The following is a 21,838-nucleotide window of genomic DNA, read 5'->3' as shown; positions in this document are numbered from 1 at the left end:
GCCGTGCGCCGTTAGCGGTTCTTTTGTCCGACCAAAGTTTCAGGCACTGGCCGCCGCGTTTCTGAGCGGTTAACAAGAGGTCAGATCCCCTGAGGTGCCCGATTTGCGCCTCGGCACCGACCTACAGTGCGCTGGTCCGACCAACGGACTATTGATCCAACGGCGCCCTCGAAGGAACCCTCCACCATGCTGAACCGGCTCCTCCGGCCCGCCGCGCTACTCGCCGCGGCCGGTGCCATCACCCTGCTGGCATCCGCTTGCGGTGGCAGCTCGCCCGCCTCCTCGACCAGCAGCGCCCCGGCCTATCCGGCGCTGGTGTCGTCGCCGGCCTGCACGCAGCTGCGCTCGCAGAACCCGGACCTGGCCGGGAAGACGCTGACCAACGCGATCAACCCGCACACGCCCGGGTACGAGTCGATCTCGGTGTCGGACCCGACCAAGTACGAGGGCTTCGACGTCGACCTCAGCGAGGCCATCGGTGAGTGCCTCGGCTTCACGGTCAAATACCTGCCGGTCGCGTTCGACGCGCTGCTGCCGACCCTGCAGAGCGGACAGGCCAACTTCATCATCTCCGACATCTACGCGACCAAGGAGCGGGCCGCGTCGGCCGACTTCATCACCTACTCGAAGGTCTTCGACGGCGTGCTGGTCGCTGCGGGCAACCCGAAGAAGATCACCGGCATCGACGACTCGCTCTGCGGCACCACCACCGCCCTGAACAAGGGATTCGTCGAGGTGCCGCTGGTGGACGCGCAGAACACGAAATGCGCGTCCGAAGGCAAGCCGCCCGCCCAGACCGCCCTGTTCGACAACAACGCCGACTGCGTGCAGGCGATCCTGTCCGGCCGGGCCGACGCCTACATCAACGACGTCAACACGGTGAACCGGTTCGTCAAGGACCAGTCCGGCAAGCTGGCCAATGCCACCACCCTGCATCTGCCGTACTCGATCGGCATCGGCGTGCCCAAGGGCCAGCTCCCGATCCGCAAGGCCTTCACCGCGGCGCTCACCCAGATCCAGACGAGCGGCCTGCAGACCCAGCTGGCCCAGAAGTGGCAGTTGGACCAGTCCGCGATCCAGGCGCCGTCGCTCGTCACAGCGAGCTGATGGGCAGTTTCCTGCACTACCTGTCCATGCCCTACCTGCTGGACGGGATCCTGATCACCCTCCAGGCGACGGCTCTGGGCTTCTTCGGCGGGTTCGCACTCGGCCTGCTGCTCGCGGGTATGGCGCTGAGCCGGAACCGCGTGGTCTCCGGGGTCGCGCGCACCTACAGCGTGATCTTCCGGGGTACTCCGCTGGTGCTCCAGCTCGTGTTCGTGTTCACCGCGCTCCCGCACGCCGGGATCGTGCTGAGCCCGATCATGGCCGCCGGGGTCGCGCTGGCCGCCAACGAGGCCACCTTCTTCGCCGAGATCTTCCGCTCCGCGGTGCTCGGGGTGGACAAGGGACAGACCGACGCGGCCCGGGCGGTCGGGCTGCGGCCCGGCACCGTGCTGCGTCGCATCGTGGGCCCGCAGGCCGCACGGGCGGCCATCCCCGCGATCGGCAGCGAGGCCGTCTCCACCATGAAGAACTCCGCGCTCGCGTCGATCATCGCCGTCCCGGAGCTGACCCTGCGCAGCAACCAGCTGGCGTCGGCGACGTTCGACTACTTCAGCATCTTCTTCGCGTCCGGGGTGATGTACCTGGTGCTCACGGGTGCGATCACCGGCCTGCAGCTCGCCATCGAGCGGACCTTCGACCTCAGCCGCGTCGGGAAACGCGGCCGGGGCCGCCCGCCGGAGGCGAGCACGGCCCCCGTCGAGGGCACGGCTCCGGCGGCCGAGCCGGTGACCGCCGCGAGGGTGAACGGCGCACAGGTCGCGAGCGCGGTGTCCCGGGCCGAGGCCGTGCGCCGGGCCCGGGTCGCGCTGACCATCACCGGCGTCCACAAGGCGTTCGCCGAGCACGAGGTGCTGCGCGGCATCGACATGGAGATCCGCAAGGGCGAGGTGGTCGCGCTGCTCGGCCCCAGCGGATCGGGCAAGAGCACGCTGCTGCGGCTGATCAACCACCTGGAGACCCTGGACGCGGGCACGATCTCGTTCGACGGCATCGAGGTGGGATACCGCGACGGCGGCACGGCGCTGCCGGAGCGGGAGGTCGCCCGGCAGCGGGTCCAGGCGGGCGTCGGCATGGTGTTCCAGCACTTCAACCTGTTCGGGCACCTCACCGCGCGGGAGAACGTCGCGGTGCCGCTGCGCTGGGTGCACCGCGTCCCGAAGGACGAGGCGCTCGCCGAGGCCGACCGCCTGCTGGGCCGGGTCGGGCTGAGCGCCAGGGCGCACGCGTTGCCCCGCCAACTGTCGGGCGGCCAGCAGCAGCGCGTCGGCATCGCCAGGGCGCTCGCCGGTCGGCCGCAGGTGCTGCTGCTCGACGAGCCGACCTCGGCGCTCGACCCGGAGCTGGTGCAGGAGGTGTTGGAGGTGGTCCGCTCGCTGGCTCTGGACGAGGGCCTCACGATGCTGATCGCCACCCACCAGCTGGGCTTCGCGCGGGAGGTCGCCGACCGGGTGGTCTTCATGGCCGAGGGCCGGGTGCTCGAGCAGGGGTCGCCCCAGCAGGTGTTGGACAACCCGCAGCATCCGACGGCCGTCCGGTTCCTCCGGGCGGTACACACGGTGGAGGTATAGCCATGAGTCAACGGCGCCGGTCCTTCAGCTTCACCCCCGAGCAGGGCGTTCCCCCCGCAGTCGCTCCGTTCTCGCACGTGACCCAGTGGGGGTCGCTGCTCTTCGTCACCGGGCAGATGCCCACCGACCCCGCCACCGGCGAGCTCGTGGCCGGCGGTCTCGTCGAGCAGGCCGAGCAGGTCCGGCTCAACCTGCTCGCCTGTCTCGCCCCGTTCGGGGTGGACCTCGACGACGCGCTCATGGTGCGCGTCTATCTCACCGACTTCACCGAGTTCGAGGCGTTCAACGCGGTGTACCGCACCTGGTTCACCGCTGCACTGCCCAGCCGTACCTGCGTCGGCACCACCGGCCTCGCCGTGGGAGCCCAGGTGGAGATCGACCTGATCGTCGGCCTGCCCCACGCCACCGATGACCCGACGGTGGACGACCCGGCGGAAGACGACGCAGCAGTAGACACAGGAGACCCCGCATGAACCCGACCTTGCTGCAACCGGGCGAGGGCACCATCCCCGGCAGGCACCTGCTCACCTCGACTCCGGAGACGGTGAGCTGGGGCTGGCTGCCGAACGAGAAGTCCGCTCCCTGCCTGACGATCGGCTCCGGCGACACCGTCACGATCGACACCCTCAGCCACGAGGGCATCATGCCCGACCAGGGTCGAGACCCGGTCGACTTCCTGGGGCATCACGGAGTCGCGCCCGGTGAGGTGCTGCACGACGCGAAGGCGATCGCCGGCAGCGCCATCCGCAACGGACCGGACGACGGCCCGCACGTGGTGACCGGGCCGATCGAGGTCGCCGGGGCCGAGCCGGGCGACGTACTGAGGATCGACGTCCTGGAGCTGACCCCCCGAACGCCCTACGGCTTCGTGAGCAGCCGGCACGGCTATGGCGCGCTGCCGGGCGAGCTGCCCGAGGGCACGCAGAGCGTCTTCAAATTCTGCCGCGTCGGCCTGTCCGGTGGGCGGATGGTCAGCTCGATGGCCGCCACCGACGGCCGGCAGGCCCGGTTCCCGCTCGACCCCTTCCTCGGCCTGATGGGGGTGGCCCCGGCCACGAGCGAACCGGTGCACTCGGTGGCGCCCGGTGACTTCGGCGGCAACATCGACGTGAAGTGGGCCCAGGTCGGGAGCTCCCTCTACCTGCCGGTCACGGTGCCCGGTGCCCTCTTCTTCACGGGCGACCCGCACTACGCGCAGGGCAACGGCGAGGTCGCGCTGACCGCGCTGGAGGCGTCGCTGCGCGCCACCCTCCGGCTCACGGTGCTCACCGGGGCGGAGGCGAGCGCAGCGACGGGCACGTTGCGCAACCCGCTGCTGGAGTCCCCGGGGTACTGGATCCCCACCGGCATGGACGAGGACCTGGGCGAGGCGATGAAGAAGTGCGTACGCCACGCGATCACGTTCCTGGTCGAGCGCTTCGGGTTCGACCGGTCCACCGCGATGGCGTACCTGTCCGCAGCCGGTGACTTCGAGGTCAGCCAGGTGGTGGACGCGACGAAGGGCGTGCACTGCATGATCCGCAAGGCCGACTTCGCGCAGTGGTACTGACGCTCGGCCCCGAGCCGTAGTGGCCCGGGGGCCGCCATCCATCGCTCCCCAGCATGGACGACGACCCCCGGGCCGTACCGGAGGAGCGCGGGCGCGGGTACCCGTCCGTTACGGTTGCCCGCTCTCCGCACAGAAGCTCGCGCCGTGCCGACCGTGAACCCCCGTCCCATCGGTCGTCGGCAGCGGATACCTCCCTCCGTCCGGCCAGATGAGACTTGCTGGCCCGACCCGCGCCGGGCAGGGGCGAAAGTCCCGTCTTGCTGCTCGTGGCGTCTGCGAAGTACGTATCAGGTCGAACGTCCCGTTCCCGGGTAGCCGTGTGGCCCTCGTCGGAGCGGGCGCGGAGGCGCAGGCTCGACTCCGGACGCCCGAGCTGCAGGAGGACCGCGATGACCAGCCACGCCGATCTGTCCGGGGCGGTCACGGACGCCCTGCGCGCGCCCTCGGTCCACAACACCCAGCCGTGGAGGTGGCGGATCCGTCCCGGCGCCGTCGAGCTGTACGCCGACGAGGACCGCCACCTGGACGTGACCGATCCCGACCGGCGCGACCTCGTCCTGAGCTGTGGCGCCGCCCTGCACCACCTGAAGGTGGCACTCGCGGCCCGTGGCCTCGCCACCGACGTCCGGAGACTCCCCGACCCGGAGGACTGCACCCATCTCGCCACGGTGACGGTGGGTGCTCCCGGCACGGGGACGCCCGACGTGGCCGCCGCCTCGCTCTTCCCCGCGATCGCCGCGCGGCGCACCGAGCGGCGGCGGATGAGCCACCGTGAGGTGGCGCGCAAGCACATCGAGTCGTTGCAGGAGCACGCGCGGGGCGCCGGGGCGGTACTGGTGCCGGTGACCGACCCGCACGTCCGCGAGCGCCTCGTCGCGGTGCTGACCGACGCGGCCCAGCAGCAGTGCCGGGAACCGGGCTACGCCGCCGAGCTGCGGCTGTGGACCCATCGTCTTCCCGGCGCCCACGACGGGGTCCCCGCGGACAACGTCGCGGCACCGCCGCTGGGCCTCGTGAAGGCAACGGGGTTGCGCCGCTTCGGGCAGGCCACGCTCGCCCAGCCGGCCCTCGGGCCGGGACGCCCGCCGGACGACGCCGCGCAGCTCCTGGTGCTGGCCACCGCAGGCGACGACGTCCTCGACCGGCTACGCGCCGGTGAGGCCACCAGCGCCGTGCTGCTCGCGGCCACCCGGAAGGGGCTGGCCACCACTCCGCTGAGCCAGGCGCTCGAGATCGACACCAGCAGGCGCCGGGTGCAGACCGACATCCTCGGCATCCCGGAGCAGCCGCAGCTCGTCATCCGCATCGGCTGGCCCGTTACCGGCGCCCTCGACCTGGCGGAGACTCCTCGCCGCGCACTCCGTGCGGTGCTGCTGCCCGACTGACACATCCCGCTTCGTCGGGCCGCAGGGTTCAGCGAGGGCCGACGTGCCGACCGAGATCGAGCTCGACATCGCCGGGCCGGTTCAGCCCGCCCGTTCCGATGGTCCGGCCGGCCGCTCAGCGCGGTGGCGCGTAGATCCGGAACCACCGGAGGTCCTGGTTCGCGGGCTGCATCACGGCGCGACGGTGGAAACAGTCCAGCTGGACGACGGGGTGCATCGGTCCCGGGATGCGGAGCACCCGCCGGTCGGTGAAGCGGAACCATTCGACGCCGTCGATGAACCCCGCCACGTGGCCCGCGGCCCGCTCGACGGCGTAGTTGTGCCACCTGGTGATGTCGACCTGCTCCGCGGCGCACGACTGGGCGCTGCCATCGTCGCCTGGCCAGTGGATGAACGCCTCCATCCGCCCGGAGCCGATGTCGGTCTCGGCCCAGTCGTCCTCTCCCCCCTGGGGCCACTGCTCGCTGTCGGGCCAGCACAGGAGCACGGGGTGGTACTGGTGGCCCGCCGCCGAACCCACGCTGTAGAGGCGCATCCTGGCCTCCATGCGGTAGTGGCGGCTGCCCCGCCCGGGTCGGAACGCCATGCCACCGGTGCTGCCGTCGGCGGCGCCGTGGTTGGTCAGGACACCACCCGCCACGGAGAACGCGGAGGGGGTCCGGCGGCCGTTGCCCGCGTGCCCCGGGCCGTCGTAGGTCGACCAGCGATCCGCCCGGGGAGCGCCGGTGTAGTCGAACTCGTCACCGTCGACGACGGGACCCCAGCCGTGCACGACCGCCGCCTGGACACCGTCGTCGCCGCCCGCCGGTACGGCCGGCGCGACCGGCCGGTACGTGGCGGCGGTCGCCCACCAGTGCGCCCCACCGGCGGCGGAGCGCATCCGGAGCAGCGGGTGGCTGTTCACCGCCCCGGCCGGCGCGGTGAACACGGCGGAGACGTGCGTCCACACCGCACCCGCGCCGAGGAGCATCTCTCCCCCGGACGTGGAGGAGAGGAACTCCCCGGAGGCGTCGTACCAGTCCATCTCCACCCGGGCCGCGCCGCCGGCGTCCACCCGGACGTCGATGCCGACGGTCCACCGCTCCCCCGCGCGCACCGCCAGCTCCGGCAGGTACCAGCCGGTCACGGGCGCGACGGCGACCGACTGCGCGGCGTGCCGAGCGGCCGCGTGGTCACCGATCGCGGTCCGCGCGAGCACCGCGCCGTCCAGGCTGCCCCAGCCGTGCAGCCCCTCGGCCAGAACCGGGTTGCCGCACCCGTCGGCGAACGTCCTGCCGCTCATCCGTGCGTCTCCTCCGGGGTCGGGTGCCGGCCTGCGGTGCACAGCCGATCATCCCGCTCCGGCCGACCGGCAACGCCCCCGGCCGTCCCATGGCCAGGTCCTTTCTCAGGGTGGCGATCCGTAGCAGGTGGCGATCGCGGCGGCGCGGTTGCGCAGTGCGGTGCGCAACCACTGCGGGGCCAGGGCCTCCGCGCTCGTGGCGAGCTGCCACAGCGCCCATTCGGCGTGTCGCGGATCGCTGAAGGTCACCTCCAGCCGCAGCCGGCCGTCCCCGTCGGGTTCCTCGGCGTGGACGGCCAGCGCGGTGCGCAGCAGTTCCTCCCGCCGTGCCGCGTTCACCCGCAGCAGCACGGTGACCTGGTCGCCGCCGGTCCGGAACCGCGTGCTGCGCTCCTGCCAGGCCCGGTCCAGATCCACCAGTTCCGGTCGCTCTGCCGGTTCGGCGAGCTCCTCGGCGGCCAGGACCCGCGACAGCCGGTAGGTGCGGTCCGCGCTCAGGTGCGGTCGGCCACGCGCCGGGCCAGGCCGTCGAGCAGCCATTCCAGTACCTGCTCGAACGAGTGCGGCGGGGGGTCGAAGCGCCGGGGATCGTTGGCCCACTCGATGAAGTGCGGGTAGCGGCCCTCCGCCGTGATCCGCTCGAGGTAGGGGCGGGCGGCGGCCGCGAGCTGCTCCTCGGTGAGCAGGCCGACGCGCTCGCGCATGGCGCGCTCCTCGAGCATGGCCAGCCCGGACCCCAGTGCGTGGCCGAGCACGGTGTCGATGAACCCCATGCGGACGGTCGGCCCCTGGTGGAGCCCGGCGAGCCCGGCGAGCGCCGCGTCGTACGTGGCGAGCGCGTGCGGTCCCAGCGGCGGGCGGCTGAACGCGAGCCGGGCGAACCACAGGTGCCGCTGCACGGCTTCCCAGGCCGAGAGGCCCAGCCCACGCAGGCACTCCCGCCAGTCACCGGACGCCGGGACGCGGATCTCGCCGTACACCTCGTCGACCATCAGGTCGACGAGTCCGTCCTTGCTGCCGACGTAGCGGTAGAGGGCCATCGGGCTGCGCACGCCGAGACGGGCCGCGATCGCCCGCATGGTGACCTCACCGCGCACGTCGGCGTCCGCCACCGCCATCGCCGCCGCCACGACCTTCTCGCGACTGAGCTGCTCGGTGGCGCGCGGAGGTGGGGGCTCGTCGAACCAGACCAGCCCGCCCGGCACCGGCTGTGGGTCGGTCGACGAGGACATTGCCAGGAGCATAGCCGTCGTGTACCAAGTACACCGTGAATGTACTACGTACACGCGACCGTGCCGGAGTGCTCGTCGTCGGCGGCGGGCTGGTCGGGCTGACCGCTGCACTCGTCCTGCGCCACCACGGCGTCGACGTCACGCTCGTCGAGAGGCACGCCACCACGTCGCCGCAGCCGAAGGCGCGCCGGTTCCACACCAGGACGATGGAGGTCTTCCGCGAGCTCGGGGCCGCCGACCTGGTGCACGACGCCGCTCGTGACCTCGCCGGGCACTACCACATGGCCGCCGGTCGGACGCTCGCCGAGGCCGAGCAGCTGCCGCTGTGGCAGCCCTCGGGGCCCGCCGGGGAAGACGTCGAACCGAGCCCCGAGCTGCCGTGCCTCGTGGCCCAGGACGTTCTCGAACCCGTACTCCGCCGCGCGGCGCTCGACGCGGGCGCCGACGTCCGGTTCCGCACGGCCATGACCGGGTTCACCTCCGGTGCGGACGGCGTGGTGGCCGAGCTCCACGACCTGGCGAGCGACCGGCACGAACGGCTGCGGGTCCCGCTCCTCGTCGCGGCCGACGGCGCGCGAAGCCCCGTGCGCACCGCGCTCGGCATCGGCCGCTCGGGCCGCGGTGCGATCGGCGCCCCGGGCGTGAACGTCTACTTCCGTGCCGATCTCGCCGATGTCGTGCGAGGCCGGGAGTTCAACCTCTGCCAGATCGAGCATCCCGACGCCCCCGGCGCCCTCGCGTCCGTGGACGGACGCGCGCGGTGGGTGTTCATGGCGGCGGGCGGTGAGACCGACAGGGACTGGCCCGCGCTGCTGCGCACCGCGCTCGGGGTGGCCGCCCCCGATCTCGACGTGCTCAGCGTGCTGGCCTGGCAGCCCGAGATGCTCGTCGCCGACCGCTACTCCGCGGGCCCCGTGCACCTGGCGGGGGACGCCGCGCACGTCATGCCCCCGTTCGCGGCGAGCGGGGCCAACACCGGCATCGCCGACGTGCACAACCTGGGGTGGAAGATCGCGGCGGTCCTCGCGGGCACCGCGGCACCCGCACTCCTCGACAGCTACGACGCCGAGCGGCGCCCCGCCGGGTGGTTCGCGGCCGACCAGTCGAGCCGACGCTCGACGGACCTGCGCTCGACCGTGCCCGACGAGGCTCTCGCGCACCCGTACGTGCTGGCCGCCGGTGGTTTCCAGTACCCGTCGGGAGCGCTCGTCGGAGGACCGGACCAGGGCGGCGAGATCGAGCCCGTCCACGTGTTCGAGCCCGCGGGGCGCGTCGGCACCCGGATGCCGCACCGGTGGCTCGACGCCACCCGCACCCGCTCGACGCTCGACCTCGCCGGCCCCGGGTGGGCCCTCGTCGTCGGTGGCGACCCGGCGCCGTGGGAGCGCTGCACCGCGGACTCGCCGGTGCCGCTGCCCGTGCACCGGGTCGAGGCCGGGTTCCTCCCGACGGGCTGCGCCCTGCTGCTCCGACCCGACCACGTCGTCGCGTGGCGCGGCCCGGATCCCGCCCAGCTCCCTGACGTCCTGCGCGTCCTGCTGGGCGCCCCCGCGGGCGCCGCTGCCCCGCTGTCGGCCATCGGGACGGCGGACCGCGCCTGACCTCAGGCCGTGGCCAGGCTGGTGGGCCCGCTCGCGAGCACGGCCGCGGCGAGCGCCTTCGTGGCCGGGCGCTGCTCGGTGCGGGGGTTGGTGAGCAGCACGAGGTCGATGTAGCCCAGCTCGGGCAGCCGGTGCTGGGGCCCCAGCGGGGTGAGCTGCACCGGGACGAGGCTGCTCGCCAGCGCGGAGATGCCGATGCCCGCCGCCACGGCGGCGATGAGCCCGTTGACACCGCGGCAGATGCACGCGCTGCGGTAGGCGGTGTTGGTGCGTTCCAGCGCGTTCTGCATCGCCGTGCGGCTGAGGCTGGGTGTCGGGTAGACCGCGAGCGGGAGCGGCCTGCCGAAGTCCAGCCGCGTGGACTGGTTGCCCACCCACACCATCCGGTCGCGCTTCACGAGCTGGCCGCGGTGCTCACCGCGCGGGCGCTTGCCCACGAACAGGTCGAGCCGGTCGTTCTCGAGCCGGCGGTGCAGGGTGCCGCTCTGGTCGACGGTGAGGTCGAGGTCGACGAGCGGGTGGTCGCGGCGGAAGTCGCGCAGGATCTGCGGCAGCCGGGTGAGCGCGAGGTCGTCGGACATGCCGATGCGCAGGCGGCCGTGGGGGCGCTCGCCGCTGAAGTAGCCTGCGGCCTGCTCGTGCGCGGCGAGGATCGACCGGGCGAAGCCGATCATGGCCTCGCCGTCCGGGGTGATCGTGACGGTGTGGGTGTCGCGGTGCACGAGGACGCGGCCGGTGGCCTCCTCGAGCTTGCGGATGTGCTGGCTGACCGTGGGCTGGCGGATGCCGAGGCGGGCCGCGGCCTGGGTGAAGCTGCGGGTCTGGGCGACGGCGAGGAAGGTCTGGAGCTGAACCGGGTCGTAGGTGACGGTCATAGCCCTCCGCAATAGCAGTTAGTCGGTTGATCGGTGTTCAGAATATCTCGTCCGGCTTGCAGAGTGGGGTAGAGATCTTCTCGCCGCTACGAAGGGCTTTCTGTGACAACGGCTACGGCCGACATAGCTGCAAGTGAAACCGCTACGACGCGCCGCGGGGGCACCTTCGCCGCCCTCGGGGTGCACAACTTCCGGATCTACCTCGCCGCCCAGGGAGTGGCGAGCACGGGCACGTGGATGCAGAGCATCGCGCTCGACTGGCTCGTCCTCGAGCTGACGGGCAGCTCCGCGGCCGTCGGCATCACGATGGCACTGCAGTTCCTGCCGATGCTCCTGCTCGGGATCCACGGCGGGATGATCGCCGACCGCTACCCGAAGCGGGCGATCCTCATGGTCACCCAGTCGCTGAACGGGGCACTCAGCGCGGCACTCGCCGTCCTCACGCTCACCGGCCACGCCCGCGTCGAGTACGTGTACGCGTTCGCGCTGGTCCAGGGCCTGGTGATCGTCGTCGACAACCCGACCCGGCAGGTGTTCGTCAACGAGCTCGTGCCGACGCGGTACGTGCGCAACGCGATCGCGCTCAACGCGGCCGTCTTCCAGACCACCCGGCTGCTCGGCCCCGCCATCGCGGGGGTGCTGATCGGCACGGTCGGCACGGGGTGGGCGTTCGCCGCCAACGCCGCCTCCTACCTCGCCCCGCTGATCGGGCTGATGCTGATCCGCTCGGCCGAGCTCGTGCCCGCTCCCGCCGTGCAGCGCGCCAAGGGCCAGCTCCGCTCGGCCCTGCGGTACGTGCGCGGACGGCCGCACGTCGGCTGGACGATCTTCCTCGTCGGGGTGATCGGCACCTTCGGGCTGAACTTCCCCGTGGTCCTCACCGGGATGGCCGACTCGACGTTCCACGGGGGCGCCGATCTGTACGGTCTGTTCAACGTCATGCTCGCCGTCGGGTCGGTCTCGGGCGCGCTGTTCGCGGGCGGCCGGACCAGCACCCGGCTACGCACGCTGGTCGTGGCGGCAGTGGCGTTCGGCCTCGCTCAGGTCGGCGCCGCGCTGGCCCCCGGCCTCGTGATGTTCCTCGGGGCACTCGTCGCGATGGGCCTGGTCAACGTCGCCTTCCAGGCGATGGCCAACTCGTCGGTGCAGTCCTGGGTGGATCCGGCGGTGCGTGGCCGCGTGATGGGCCTCTACATGCTCGTGTTCATGGGGGGAACACCGTTGGGCGCTCCGGTGGTCGGCTGGGTCACCACGGAGTTCGGGCCACGCGTCGGCATGGCGTTCTGCGGGGTCGTCCCGGCGCTGGCCGCGACGACCGTGGGCGTCGTGCTGTGGCGCCGTTCGGGGGGCCGGATCATCGGGCAGCGCCGCGTCGCGCAGGCCGTGACGTAGCGCAGGAAATGCACAGCCGGTGCGGATGATCATTTGTGGGGAATTCGTTCAGCGGTATCTACCGATAGTCGTCGCACCCATACTGGGCCCGCTGATTCCGCAGCCCGGGGGGGACGACACGGTGGGAATCTCGCTACGGGGCGTCGAGCTGCACATGGGCCCATCGGTACTCGGCGCCCCCGACGACCTGGACGCGGTGATCCGCGCGTTCATCGACGGTGCGCAGCAGCGGTTGCTGGTCGCCGTGCAGGAACTGGACTCGCGCCCGATCGCCGAGGCCCTCCTCGCGGCGGCCGCACGGCCCAGAACCCCGGCGACCGCCCGCGGGACAAGGATCCGTGTGCAGGTGATCCTCGAATCGAGCTACCTCACCGAGGAGAAACCGCTTGCCGATCCCTGGACGGGCGCAGGTGACAACGAAGCGAACCGCACGATCTACGCCGCGCTGCTGCGCGCCGGAATCGACGTGATCACCGACCTGAACCCGGAGATCTTCCACCAGAAGTTCGTGGTCCGGGATCCGGGCACCCCCACGGCGGCCGTCCTGACCGGATCGACGAACTTCACCCGCACCGACACGGGCACCAACGGTCCCGGCAGCGGGCAGGCGGGGAACAACCTCAACCACGTCGTCGTCCTGCACGGGAAGAAGATCACCGACCAGTACCTCGCCGAGTTCGAGCGCCTGCGCTCGGGCACCTTCGGTGACCTCCACGAGCGCCACGAGCCGCGGCCCCGGGAGATGCGGATCGGCAGCGTCCGCATCAAGCCGTTGTTCGCGCCGCGGCACGGGCCCGAGATGGAGATCATGAAGCAGATGCTGAAGGCGGAACACAGCGTCGAGTTCGCCATGTTCACCTTCGCCCGGTCCAGCGGCATCGATGACACGATGGTCCGCCTGGTCGGCCCCACCCGGCGCTTCCGCGGAGTGCTCGACCGCGGCCAGGGCGCCCAGAAGTGGGCCGCCACCGCCGCGCTGGAAGCCGCCGGAGTCGAGTTGTTCCACAACATCCGTGGCAACGGGGTCCGCAAGGTCCACCACAAACTCATGGTGATCGACGACCGGCTCGTCATCATCGGCAGCTTCAACTACACCGCTCCGGCGACCACCCTCAACGACGAGAACATCGTGGTGATCGGGGACCTCGAGGAAGCCGATCCCGACGCCGAGGCCGACCAGCGCCGCCTCGCCGCCTACGCACGCTCCGAGATCGACCGGATCGTCGACGACCTCGCCGAACCGGTCTGATCTGCGGCACGGCGTCTCCGGTCGAGGGCCTGGCAGAACCCGGCCCTCGACCACCGCCGCGCTAGTTGAGCGCGAACGGGTTGGCCACCGGCGGCGCCGCCTTCCGCCGCTTGGCCGGCGCCTCCTCGACCGGGGCGGCAGGCGCTTGCGCCTCGACCGGGGCGGCAGGCGCCGAGTCCCGGCGCTCGTAGGCCTCGAGCACGGAGTTCGGGATGCGTCCACGGTCGGAGACCTGGTGGCCGTTCTCCCGAGCCCACTCTCGAACGGCGGCGGTGTGCTCACGATCGTTCGCAACGGGGCGCGCGGAGCGGACGGGGGCCGAGGGCGGACGGCTGCCACTACGCCGGGCTGCGGCGACGAAGGACGCCAGCGACTCCCGCAGCCGGGCCGCGTTCTTGCCCGACAGGTCGATCTCGTACTGGCGCCCGGCGAGAGAGAATGTCACCGTCTCCTCGGCTTCCGATCCATCCAGGTCGTCGACGAGCCGGGTTTCAACGTGCTGCGCCACAGTCACTTCCGTTCGGTGAGTTCTGTCCAGACGCGCCGATACTCTCCAGAAAACAACGACAACGTCAAGTTGGCATAGCTACAGGTGGTGCACACGACCCGCCGGGCATGCGAACTCGACGACCTCCCACCGGCCGATCACGGTGGCGGAGGGAGGATGCTGAGGTGACGTCCATGATCCGCGGGACCGGCGCGTCACCCTCCGGTCGGGCGGGCCGCGGAAAAACACACCGGTCCCGAAGCCGGATTCGCTCGCGCGGACCGGCCGTGCACTGAATGAAGTTGGTCACGCAAATCCGGACGAAGGGTATGCGCGAACGCTGCCCCACCCCGCGACGAAACAACGAGCAACCGCCTCGACAGGTTCCGGTGTCCGCACCACGAATGACTGCAGCCATGGGCAGAACAACACAGAACCTGCGGTGATCACCGTTCCGGAACTCCGTGGGGAGCGGCACAACAACCGACACCGGCCGTGATCCGACTGTGCAGGCGCGCTCTCGACGTCGTCCCTGCCCGGCATTCTGCCGTACCGGCTCCGCGCCCCCGCGCACAGTCCGCCTCCGGATCACGGGGAACACCGGGAGGCGTCGCCCGCGGCGACGTCGGACCCGGAGCTCTCACCGTCCTGCAGAAGCGGAGAGCGGGTCAGCGCCACGGTGCAGGCGGCGATGGCGGCGGCCCCGACGACGGACAGGGCGACCCAACCGCCGGTGTGGACCTGCTCCCGGAACACGACGATCCCGAACACGATGGCGATCACCGGGTTGGACAGGGTCAACGCCGGCTGCGCAGCGACGAGGCTGCCCGCCTGCAGGCTCTTCTGCAGCAGGAAGAAGAAGACGGGGCCGAGCACGACCAACAGGTAGGTCTGAGGCGCGGCGAGCACACCTCCGGCGCCGGACAGGGCGTAGATCGCGCTGATCCCGGCGAGCAGCACGGCGGTGAGCCCGAACCCGACGCCCGTGGCGAGCCCGAGGAACGCCGCACGGCGGCTGTGGGCGGACCGGTATCCGGCGACGGCGAACACGACGCTCAGCGCGAGCGCGACCGCGACTCCCAGGATCCACGCGATGGCGGAGGCGTGTGCCGGGTCGCCGCCGCTGGGCTGGAGTGCGTAGAGGAGGGCGGCGAGCCCGGCGGACATCCCGGCGATCGCCCCCCACTCCCGGAGGTGGAGCGACGATCGGAATACCACCTGGGCCAGGACCAGGGTGAACGCCAGCTCCAGCACCAGGATCGGTTGGACCAGCGCGATGGGCCCGGTCGCGAGCGCCGCGGCCTGACACAGGAACCCGGCGATGAGGGCGGCGATGCCACCGAGCCAGTCGGGGCGGTGGGCGAGCCGCCAGAGCAGGGTGATCGGACCGCCCTGCTCCTCCGGCTGATCGGCGCCGGCCCGGCGTTGCAGCACGGACGCGACGGCGTTGCCGACCGCCGCGAGGACGGCCAGCGCGATGCTCAGCACCGGAGGCCGCCGCGATGTGCCCGGGGATCGTGCGCGCAGGTCTTCACGTGCTGTCCGCTTCCCGCTGCGCACGTCGCTCGAACGGAATGTGACCAGCTCGCCGCGGACTCGGGGGCCTCGACATCGACGTCAGCGTGGCCGCTCCCCCACCACTCCCCCGTCGATCTCGCCGCGACGAGATGACCGTCGGTGTGTAGCCGGGAGACGCCGATGGGCGGCATCCCGGGAAGGGATGCCGCCCATCGAGCCGTGGGTCAGGAGAACTCGGGCATGATCCGGTCGTGGATCAGCCGCAGCTGGGTGTCCACGTCGGCGACACCCTCGATGTCGCGGCCCATGAAGGTCTTGACCAGGGTGGCGTCGGTGATCGCGAGGATCATGTGGTTGACGCCGGCGGCCTCGATCTCCTTGAGCTTCGCCACGCACTCCTCGGGCGTGCCGGCGATCGAGAGGGTCTCGCCGATCTCCGGGGTGGTGGCGTCGATCGACCCGGCGAGGTCACCCGCGCCCAGCGCGTCGATGATCGGCTTCATCGACTCGGGGGACACTCCGTTGCGCTCGAGCTGCTCGTTCGGCATGGCCGAGGCGTACAGGCCGACCATGGACCGGGCGGCGTCCTTGGCGACTGCCGAGTCCTCGCCGGTGGAGAACACGACCCAGGCGCCGATGTCGAGGTCGTCGACGTTCTTGCCCGCGCGGTCGGCACCGATCTTCATGTTCTCGTACATGTAGTCGTACGCACCCTTGGTGTAGCTCAGGGCGTGGTGGCAGCCGTCGGAGAACTCGGCAGCGACCTGGAACGACTTCGGGCCGCGCATCGCGCCCATCTTGACCGGCAGGTGGTCCTGGACCGGGCGGGCGAAGCTGAACAGGCCCTTGTAGGTGAAGAACTCACCGTCGAAGGTGATCGCGCCGTCGTCCAGCAGCGTGCGGATGACGTGCACGCCCTCCTTCACCCGCGACAGCGGCTTCTGGGTGGTCCAGTCCATGCCGTACTGGGCGAGCAGACCGAAGTTGCCCGAGGACAGCACGACCTCCGCGCGACCACCGGTGAGCTCGTCGAGGGTGGCGGCGGCCTGCGCGATGAGGGTGGGCTCACGCAGCACGACGGCCGAGACGCTCGGGCCCATGCGGATGTTCGTGGTCTTGTCGGCGGCCGCGGCGAACAGCAGCCACAGGTCCTTGTGCCACGTCTCGTCCGCGGCGTAGACGGCGTGGAAGCCGAGCTCGTCGGCCAGCTGGATCGATGCCAGCGACTCGGTGAGGGGATAGTCGGGCAACATCACGTAGCTGAACTTCACGATGAACTCCTGGTGGGGTTGGTCAGGAATCAGGGGAGCTGTCGGCGGCGTCGACCTCGGCGAGAAGTTCCGATCCGGTGAGGACCTTCTCTGCGAAGTGTCGGTGCATCCAGTCGAGGTGGTCGTGGCGGGCGTTCATGATCCGCAGCGAGTCCCAGTTGGGGAACGTCTGCTGCAGCACCCACCGCTCCATGAGCCGAGGGTCGACCTCGTACACGTGCTCGAAAGTGGTAAGCGCGACATCACTCACTCGTTGCGGGGCGGGTGGGGTGTGTTGCTCACCGTAGCGGTAACCGTTCGTCCGATTCATCCTGACCCTCCTCTCAGTGCGACGAGCGCAGCGGCGGCACCGGGCTCGTACGCGAGGTCCAGCAGGTACTTGCCCGGGTTCATGATGTTGTTGGGGTCGAGGGTGCGCTTGACGTCGAGCATCACCTCGAAGCCGCGGCCCAGCTCCTGCGGCACCAGGTCGACCTCCCCCTCCCGGCACGAGCCGTGGCAGGCGCTGATCGACCCACCGTGGCGCAGCGCGGCCGCGGCGATGTCCCGCTTCGCCTGCACCCACAGCTCCCACGCCTCGTCACCGAGCTGCTGCTCCCAGATCCCGATGTCGATCTCCGTCAGGTAGTCCACCCCCGTGTCGGCCGAGGTGTAGGCGAACATCCCCCAGTCGTCGAAGACGTCGGTCCTGCGCCGGAGGCCGGCCACGATCTCGTGCCAGGCCTTCGTGACGGCGGGCACCCGCGTGTAGCTGACGGCGGCGTCCTCGCAGTGCCAGCTCATCGGCACCACCTGGCCGGCCTTGGTCCGCCCGTGCAGCGGGGTGGCGTACCGGTCGTGGCGCGCGGCCCAGTCCCCCTCGGAGATCTCGTCGCCGAGGTAGCGCGCCCCGTGCTCCTTCGCGATCCGGAAGAGCCGCCGTCCCGCGGGCCGCACCTCGTCCTCGTAGCCGTACATCACCGCGCACACCAGCGCCCGGACGTCGGCGGGCTGCGGGATGTACGCCTCGTCGTCGCGGCGCAGGTAGGCGACCTTCCACTCGTCGAAGAGGACCGCGCCGGCGAACGTGGCGACCCCCGCCCTGGCCAGCGCTCCCACGCACCGGTAGGCGTCGTCGTAGTTGTCGAACGCCCAGAACGGCGAGAGCTCCGCCTCGGGCTTCGGGTAGAGCTTGAGGGTGGCCTTCGTGGCGATGCCCAGCGTGCCCTGATGCCCCATGAACAGGTGCTTGAGCTGGTAGCCGCTGGAGGACTTGGAGATCTTGCCGCCGATGCCGTCGCCGACGTGGATGACCTCCCCGATGGGCAGGACGTGGTCGAAGGAGAGCACGAGGTCGCGGGTGTGCCCGTAGCGGGCGCCGATGAGCGACCAGCCCGACGTGCCGATCCGGCCGCCGACCAGCGAGCAGGGGTACGACGCCGGGTCGTCGGGGTAGATGAGGCCGTGGCGGGCCAGCTGCTCGTTGAGCTTGAGCATGTTGATGCCCGTGCCGACGGTGACCGTGCGGTTCTCCAGGTCCAGCTCGTGGATCTCGTTCATCCGCTTGACGTCGACGACGATGCCGCCGCGCAGCGGGACGGCCCCGTCGGTCAGGCCGGTGCCGCCGTCGCGCGGCACGATCGGGACCCTGAGCTCGTTGGCGATCCGGACGACCGCCGCCACCTCGTCGGTGGACGTCGGCAGGACGGCCAGGTCGGGCACCCGCTCCGCCCACCGGTGCACGGGGAAGGGAGCCGGCACGCGGGCGCGGTTGTAGCGGTCGGTCTTGGACGTGAGGATCTGCTCGTCGCGCAGCACGGTGCGCAGCCGCTCGACGACACGGTCGACCTGTTCGGTGGACAGGCGCTCCGGGGTGATGGTCACGATCCGCACCCCCCGCCGCCACCGCAGCTCCCGCCGCCGCACCCGCCGGCCGAGCGCCGGTCGCCGACCTCGCCGCGGCTGCCGCCGACGGTGATGCCGAGCGACTCGGCGAGCAGCTCGTGGATGTCCACGACGTCGATGTCGCGGGCGTCCCCCGCAGCCGAGAGCGGGCGCTCCGACCAGGGACAGGCGCTCACCAGCGTGTCGACGCCGAGCATTGCCGCGGCGTCGACACGCCGTGCGCTGATCGCGGCCGTCAGGTCGGGCTTCTCCACCGGCAGGCCCCCACCCCCGCCGGAGCAGTACGACCATTGGGTCACGCGATCGACGTCGGTGAAGGAGAGCCCCGGGATCGCGCGCAGGATCTCGCGCGGCTCCTCCCAGATCCCCTTCCTCTTGTTGAGCCGGCACGGATCGTGGTAGGTGACCGTGCGTTCCACCGGGACCGACGGCGTGATCCGCCCGTCGCGCAGCAGATCGGCGAGCAGTTCCACCACCAGCACGATCTCGATGTCGAACTCGTCGCCGAAGTACTTCGGGTAGTCCTCGGTGAACGAGATGTAGTCGTGCGGGTCGAGCACGAGCACCCGCCGAGTGCCGGTGGAGCGCCAGTTGTCGAGGTTGTGCCGGGCGAACCGCTGCGCCTGCTCGACGTAGCCCATCTCCGCGGCCGGGCCGCCGCAGCACCACTGCTCGCCCATCAGGCCGAACTCGAACCCGGCCCGTTGCAGGATCTGCGCGACCGCCCGGGGTACCGACGTGCGGTAGAACGCGGCCTCGCAGTCGACGAACAGCACGGTCTCGCCGCCGACCGGGATGTCGAGGCCCTCGGCCCAGTCGCGGACGGTGTCCTGGCTGACCGCGACCTCCCCGAGCACGGGCTCGTGGGTTCTCTCGTCGGTCCGCGCGTTCCAGCTCTGCCACTGCGGCTGGTGGACCCCCTTGTCCACCGCCAGCGCGCGCACCGCCTTGACGACGTCCACGGTGCGCGTGCGGAACCGGTAGAAGTCGCCGGTGAACAGCGTGTTGGGGCAGCGCAGCTCGCACGCCCCGCACTGGGTGCAGTTGACGTAGTCCGCGGCGATGTCGGCCACGTCGAGCTCACCGCGCTCCATCGCGACGACGTTCGCGTGGAAGGCGGTGGGCGTCCAGGACTCGTTGCGGGTCACCTGCATCACCGGGCAGACCTCGCGGCAGAACTTGTGCCCCGACGAGTAGCAGTTGTACGAGGCGTTGCGCCACTCCTCGACGAACTCGCGCGTCTCCCGGTCCACGATCTCGATGTCGACCCGCCCGGCGACCGTCTCGGTGAGCTCGGCGAGGCCCGGGTCGTTGGACGCCATCCCGGGGGTGAACGGGCGGGTGAGCGCGTCGCCGCCGGAGCCGGCATCGGGATCGGCACGAGTCACGAGGTCTCCACGATGTGAGGTAGGACACTGCGATGGCGAAACCTATGAGATCACATTTCTAAGGTCAAGGGGCGGCGGGCCCCCTGCTGCCCGGCGCGGGCATGCCAGACTCGGTGGAGCGCGGGGAAAGGTCCGGGAGGTGCGCTGATGCGGCTGCTGTCCGGTGATGCGCGGCGGGCGGTCTTCGCGCCGCTCGACGACGGATCCGGCCGCAGCGAGGCGGTGGCGCGGCGGCTCGGGAGCGCGATCGCGCTCGGCATCATCGTCGACGGCGAGCAGCTGCCGTCCGAATCCCACCTGGCCGCGCTGCTGAACGTCTCCACGGTGACGCTGCGTGACGCGCTCGCGGATCTGCGGGCGCGCGGCCTCGTCGACACACGCCGCGGCCGGGGCGGGGGCAGCTTCGTGCGCGCCTCGGAGGACGCCCTCACCGAACTGTCGCTCGGCCGGCTCCGGGAGATCGGCAGCACCGAGCTGCGGGAGCTCGGCGACATCCGCGCGGCGGTCGGCGGTACCGCGGCACGGCTCGCCGCCGACCGGGCCACCGCGAGTGAGATCGCCCGGCTGCGCGAGATCCTCGACCGGCTGGCGGCCGTGGACGAGGGCACCCGGCAGCGCCGGATCGAGAGCCGCTACTACATCGACGTGGCCGCCGCCGCCCAGTCCGTCCGGCTCACGCTGCAGGAGATCGAGCTGCAGGCCGAGCTGGGCCAGCTGCTGTGGGGCACCCCGCGCACGGCCGCCGAACTGGCCGCGACGATCGCGAGCCACCGGCAGGTCGTCGACGCGATCGAGAGCCGGGACGGCGCGCTCGCGCGGCAGCTCACCGAGACGCACATCGGGGAGGTCACCGCGCGGCTGATCGACGTGCATCTCGACCTGACCCGCCGGGGACAGCAGCGCCCCGGCGCCGACACTGCGGTGCTGCCGCACGCCGCGGCGGGGGCCGGCTCGTGAGCACCCGGCGTCCGGACGCGACGAGGCCGGTGGACGGCCCCGTCGACGGTCCTGTCGACGGTCCTGTCGACGGGCGGGCCGCCGAGCAGGCGGCGACGGTGATCGAAGGCGTCGTCGAGCAGGTCTTCCACTCGGTCACGGCCGTACGCGACACCCTGCTGGCGGCCCACCGGGCCGCGCGCGAGCGCGGCGAACCGATGTGCGACCGGGACATCACGGCGATGCGCGGGCGGCTGCTGGACCTGCTCACGGGGGAACGCGAGGTCGCGGTGGGCATGGGCGTGATCACCGCGCCGGGGCTGCTCGCCGACCGGCCGCTGCACCTGGAGTGGTGGCAGTCCGAACCGGACCGGCACCACCCGGTGCGGCTGGAGGTCGACCTCAACCCGCACAGCGTCGGCTTCTACGACTACGCCGCCGCCGAGTGGTTCGTCGTCCCGCGTCGCACGGGCCGCCGGCACGTCGTCGGTCCCTACGTCGACGTGCACGGCACGCACCGGTACCTGCTGACCCTCACCGTCCCGGTCGTCGCCGACGGCGAGTTCCTCGGCGTGGCGGGCGCGGACGTCCCGGTGGCGCGGTTCGAGACGCTCGTGCTCCGGGAGCTGGGCGACCTGGCCGTCGACGTGGTCGTGGTCAACCCCGAGGACCGCGTGGTGCTCTCCACCTCGGCACGGTCGCTCGCCGGCTCGCTCATGATCCTCGACGCGGATGCTGACGACGACGCGGGCGAGGTCCGCATCATCAGCCTGCCCGACCCTCCGTGGCGCATCGTGGTCTCCCCCGGCTGACTGCGCCGCACACCGGAGGTGTCGGGAGGTCAACGCGCCCGTGGCGCAGCAGGTGAGTGAGTGACACGCGGAACGAGCCGCCTTCGCGGGCGTCGAAGTCGTGGACCTGGCTACTCATCCCGGTCGGGACGCGCCACCTCGCGATCGCGTCCGCGTCCAGGAGCGCCCGATAGACCTCGGAGCGAGGCGCCCTCACGTGGCGGGAGACCTGCGTCGAGTACATGTCCGGCGACCTTAGTGCGGGGGCCTCAGGTCCCTCTCGAACACGCTCGCGGGGCCGCCGTCGTCTGCGAGGAGCAGAA

19 protein-coding genes and 3 pseudogenes are annotated in these 21,838 nt (G+C 71.4%); 11 read left to right on the top strand and 11 right to left on the bottom strand.

Annotation, left to right across the window (positions count from 1 at the left end):
• The first annotated feature begins 186 nt into the window (after positions 1–186).
• The 6 genes and pseudogenes from ACQPZA_RS16130 (at position 187) to ACQPZA_RS16105 (ending at position 5,609) form a co-directional block, all read left to right on the top strand.
• Complete coding sequence (locus ACQPZA_RS16130) at positions 187–1,107, top strand: ABC transporter substrate-binding protein (protein WP_433281898.1); 921 nt, start codon at positions 187–189, stop codon at positions 1,105–1,107.
• Positions 1,107–1,724: pseudogene (locus ACQPZA_RS16125) on the top strand (amino acid ABC transporter permease); the annotation flags it as partial. The gene ACQPZA_RS16130 and the pseudogene ACQPZA_RS16125, both read left to right, overlap by 1 nt.
• 168 nt (positions 1,725–1,892) lie before the next feature.
• Positions 1,893–2,675, top strand: coding sequence for an amino acid ABC transporter ATP-binding protein (locus tag ACQPZA_RS16120; protein WP_407692211.1), 783 nt, complete (start codon positions 1,893–1,895; stop codon positions 2,673–2,675).
• A 2-nt stretch (positions 2,676–2,677) separates the two neighbouring features.
• Positions 2,678–3,148 (top strand): RidA family protein, encoded by a 471-nt coding sequence (locus ACQPZA_RS16115; protein ID WP_433281896.1) that lies wholly within the window; start codon positions 2,678–2,680, stop codon positions 3,146–3,148.
• Positions 3,145–4,224: an acetamidase/formamidase family protein gene (locus ACQPZA_RS16110; protein ID WP_433281894.1), complete on the top strand. Its 1,080-nt coding sequence runs from the start codon at positions 3,145–3,147 to the stop codon at positions 4,222–4,224. The genes ACQPZA_RS16115 and ACQPZA_RS16110 overlap by 4 nt, the downstream gene beginning before the upstream one ends.
• A gap of 389 nt (positions 4,225–4,613) precedes the next feature.
• Complete coding sequence (locus ACQPZA_RS16105) at positions 4,614–5,609, top strand: Acg family FMN-binding oxidoreductase (protein ID WP_433281892.1); 996 nt, start codon at positions 4,614–4,616, stop codon at positions 5,607–5,609.
• 115 nt (positions 5,610–5,724) lie between these two features.
• Here ACQPZA_RS16105 and ACQPZA_RS16100 read toward each other — a convergent pair whose 3' ends face one another.
• The 3 genes and pseudogenes from ACQPZA_RS16100 to ACQPZA_RS16090 all read right to left on the bottom strand — a co-directional run bounded on the left by ACQPZA_RS16100 (position 5,725) and on the right by ACQPZA_RS16090 (position 8,123).
• On the bottom strand, positions 5,725–6,891 hold the full coding sequence (locus ACQPZA_RS16100; protein ID WP_433281889.1) for a glycoside hydrolase family 16 protein: 1,167 nt from the start codon (positions 6,889–6,891) through the stop codon (positions 5,725–5,727).
• A 105-nt stretch (positions 6,892–6,996) separates the two neighbouring features.
• Positions 6,997–7,383: pseudogene (locus ACQPZA_RS16095) on the bottom strand (helix-turn-helix transcriptional regulator); the annotation flags it as partial.
• A gap of 2 nt (positions 7,384–7,385) precedes the next feature.
• Positions 7,386–8,123 carry a TetR/AcrR family transcriptional regulator gene (locus ACQPZA_RS16090; RefSeq protein WP_433281887.1) on the bottom strand — a complete coding sequence of 246 codons (738 nt, stop codon included), beginning with the start codon at positions 8,121–8,123 and terminating at the stop codon, positions 7,386–7,388.
• A 68-nt stretch (positions 8,124–8,191) separates the two neighbouring features.
• Between ACQPZA_RS16090 and ACQPZA_RS16085 the strand changes: the two genes are divergently transcribed.
• Positions 8,192–9,724: an FAD-dependent monooxygenase gene (locus ACQPZA_RS16085; protein ID WP_433281885.1), complete on the top strand. Its 1,533-nt coding sequence runs from the start codon at positions 8,192–8,194 to the stop codon at positions 9,722–9,724.
• 2 nt (positions 9,725–9,726) lie between these two features.
• Here ACQPZA_RS16085 and ACQPZA_RS16080 read toward each other — a convergent pair whose 3' ends face one another.
• Positions 9,727–10,599 carry a LysR family transcriptional regulator gene (locus tag ACQPZA_RS16080; protein ID WP_433281883.1) on the bottom strand — a complete coding sequence of 291 codons (873 nt, stop codon included), beginning with the start codon at positions 10,597–10,599 and terminating at the stop codon, positions 9,727–9,729.
• 102 nt (positions 10,600–10,701) lie between these two features.
• Between ACQPZA_RS16080 and ACQPZA_RS16075 the strand changes: the two genes are divergently transcribed.
• Positions 10,702–11,991: an MFS transporter gene (locus tag ACQPZA_RS16075; protein WP_433281881.1), complete on the top strand. Its 1,290-nt coding sequence runs from the start codon at positions 10,702–10,704 to the stop codon at positions 11,989–11,991.
• Positions 11,992–12,112: 121 nt separating this feature from the next.
• Complete coding sequence (locus ACQPZA_RS16070) at positions 12,113–13,240, top strand: phospholipase D-like domain-containing protein (RefSeq protein ID WP_433281879.1); 1,128 nt, start codon at positions 12,113–12,115, stop codon at positions 13,238–13,240.
• A gap of 175 nt (positions 13,241–13,415) precedes the next feature.
• Here ACQPZA_RS16070 and ACQPZA_RS16065 read toward each other — a convergent pair.
• The 6 genes and pseudogenes from ACQPZA_RS16065 to ACQPZA_RS16040 form a co-directional block, all read right to left on the bottom strand.
• Positions 13,416–13,748 (bottom strand): annotated as a pseudogene (locus tag ACQPZA_RS16065) (histone-like nucleoid-structuring protein Lsr2); the annotation flags it as partial.
• A gap of 567 nt (positions 13,749–14,315) precedes the next feature.
• Entirely contained in the window at positions 14,316–15,215 is a 900-nt protein-coding gene (locus ACQPZA_RS16060) for a DMT family transporter (RefSeq protein WP_433281877.1), read from the bottom strand.
• A gap of 254 nt (positions 15,216–15,469) precedes the next feature.
• Complete coding sequence (locus tag ACQPZA_RS16055; protein ID WP_433281875.1) at positions 15,470–16,516, bottom strand: LLM class flavin-dependent oxidoreductase; 1,047 nt, start codon at positions 16,514–16,516, stop codon at positions 15,470–15,472.
• A 22-nt stretch (positions 16,517–16,538) separates the two neighbouring features.
• On the bottom strand, positions 16,539–16,826 hold the full coding sequence (locus ACQPZA_RS16050) for a hypothetical protein (RefSeq protein ID WP_169396619.1): 288 nt from the start codon (positions 16,824–16,826) through the stop codon (positions 16,539–16,541).
• Positions 16,823–18,379, bottom strand: coding sequence for an FAD-binding oxidoreductase (locus tag ACQPZA_RS16045; RefSeq protein ID WP_433281873.1), 1,557 nt, complete (start codon positions 18,377–18,379; stop codon positions 16,823–16,825). The genes ACQPZA_RS16050 and ACQPZA_RS16045 overlap by 4 nt, the downstream gene beginning before the upstream one ends.
• Positions 18,376–19,788 carry a (Fe-S)-binding protein gene (locus tag ACQPZA_RS16040; protein WP_433281871.1) on the bottom strand — a complete coding sequence of 471 codons (1,413 nt, stop codon included), beginning with the start codon at positions 19,786–19,788 and terminating at the stop codon, positions 18,376–18,378. The genes ACQPZA_RS16045 and ACQPZA_RS16040 overlap by 4 nt, the downstream gene beginning before the upstream one ends.
• Positions 19,789–19,935: 147 nt before the next feature.
• Between ACQPZA_RS16040 and ACQPZA_RS16035 the strand changes: the two genes are divergently transcribed.
• Both ACQPZA_RS16035 and ACQPZA_RS16030 read left to right on the top strand, forming a co-directional pair.
• Positions 19,936–20,745 (top strand): FadR/GntR family transcriptional regulator, encoded by an 810-nt coding sequence (locus ACQPZA_RS16035; protein WP_433281869.1) that lies wholly within the window; start codon positions 19,936–19,938, stop codon positions 20,743–20,745.
• Entirely contained in the window at positions 20,742–21,536 is a 795-nt protein-coding gene (locus tag ACQPZA_RS16030; protein WP_433281867.1) for a PDC sensor domain-containing protein, read from the top strand. Before ACQPZA_RS16035 ends, ACQPZA_RS16030 begins: the two co-directional genes overlap by 4 nt.
• Here ACQPZA_RS16030 and ACQPZA_RS16025 read toward each other — a convergent pair.
• Positions 21,490–21,759: an SRPBCC domain-containing protein gene (locus ACQPZA_RS16025; RefSeq protein ID WP_433281865.1), complete on the bottom strand. Its 270-nt coding sequence runs from the start codon at positions 21,757–21,759 to the stop codon at positions 21,490–21,492. The genes ACQPZA_RS16030 and ACQPZA_RS16025 overlap by 47 nt on opposite strands.
• Between the last annotated feature and the right edge of the window lie 79 nt (positions 21,760–21,838).

This window comes from Pseudonocardia xinjiangensis, from assembly GCF_050948425.1.
In the GTDB taxonomy this organism is placed as follows: domain Bacteria; phylum Actinomycetota; class Actinomycetes; order Mycobacteriales; family Pseudonocardiaceae; genus Pseudonocardia; species Pseudonocardia xinjiangensis.
The sequence above is the reverse complement of the archived record's forward strand: the minus strand, read 5'-3'. Positions and strand labels throughout refer to the sequence as shown.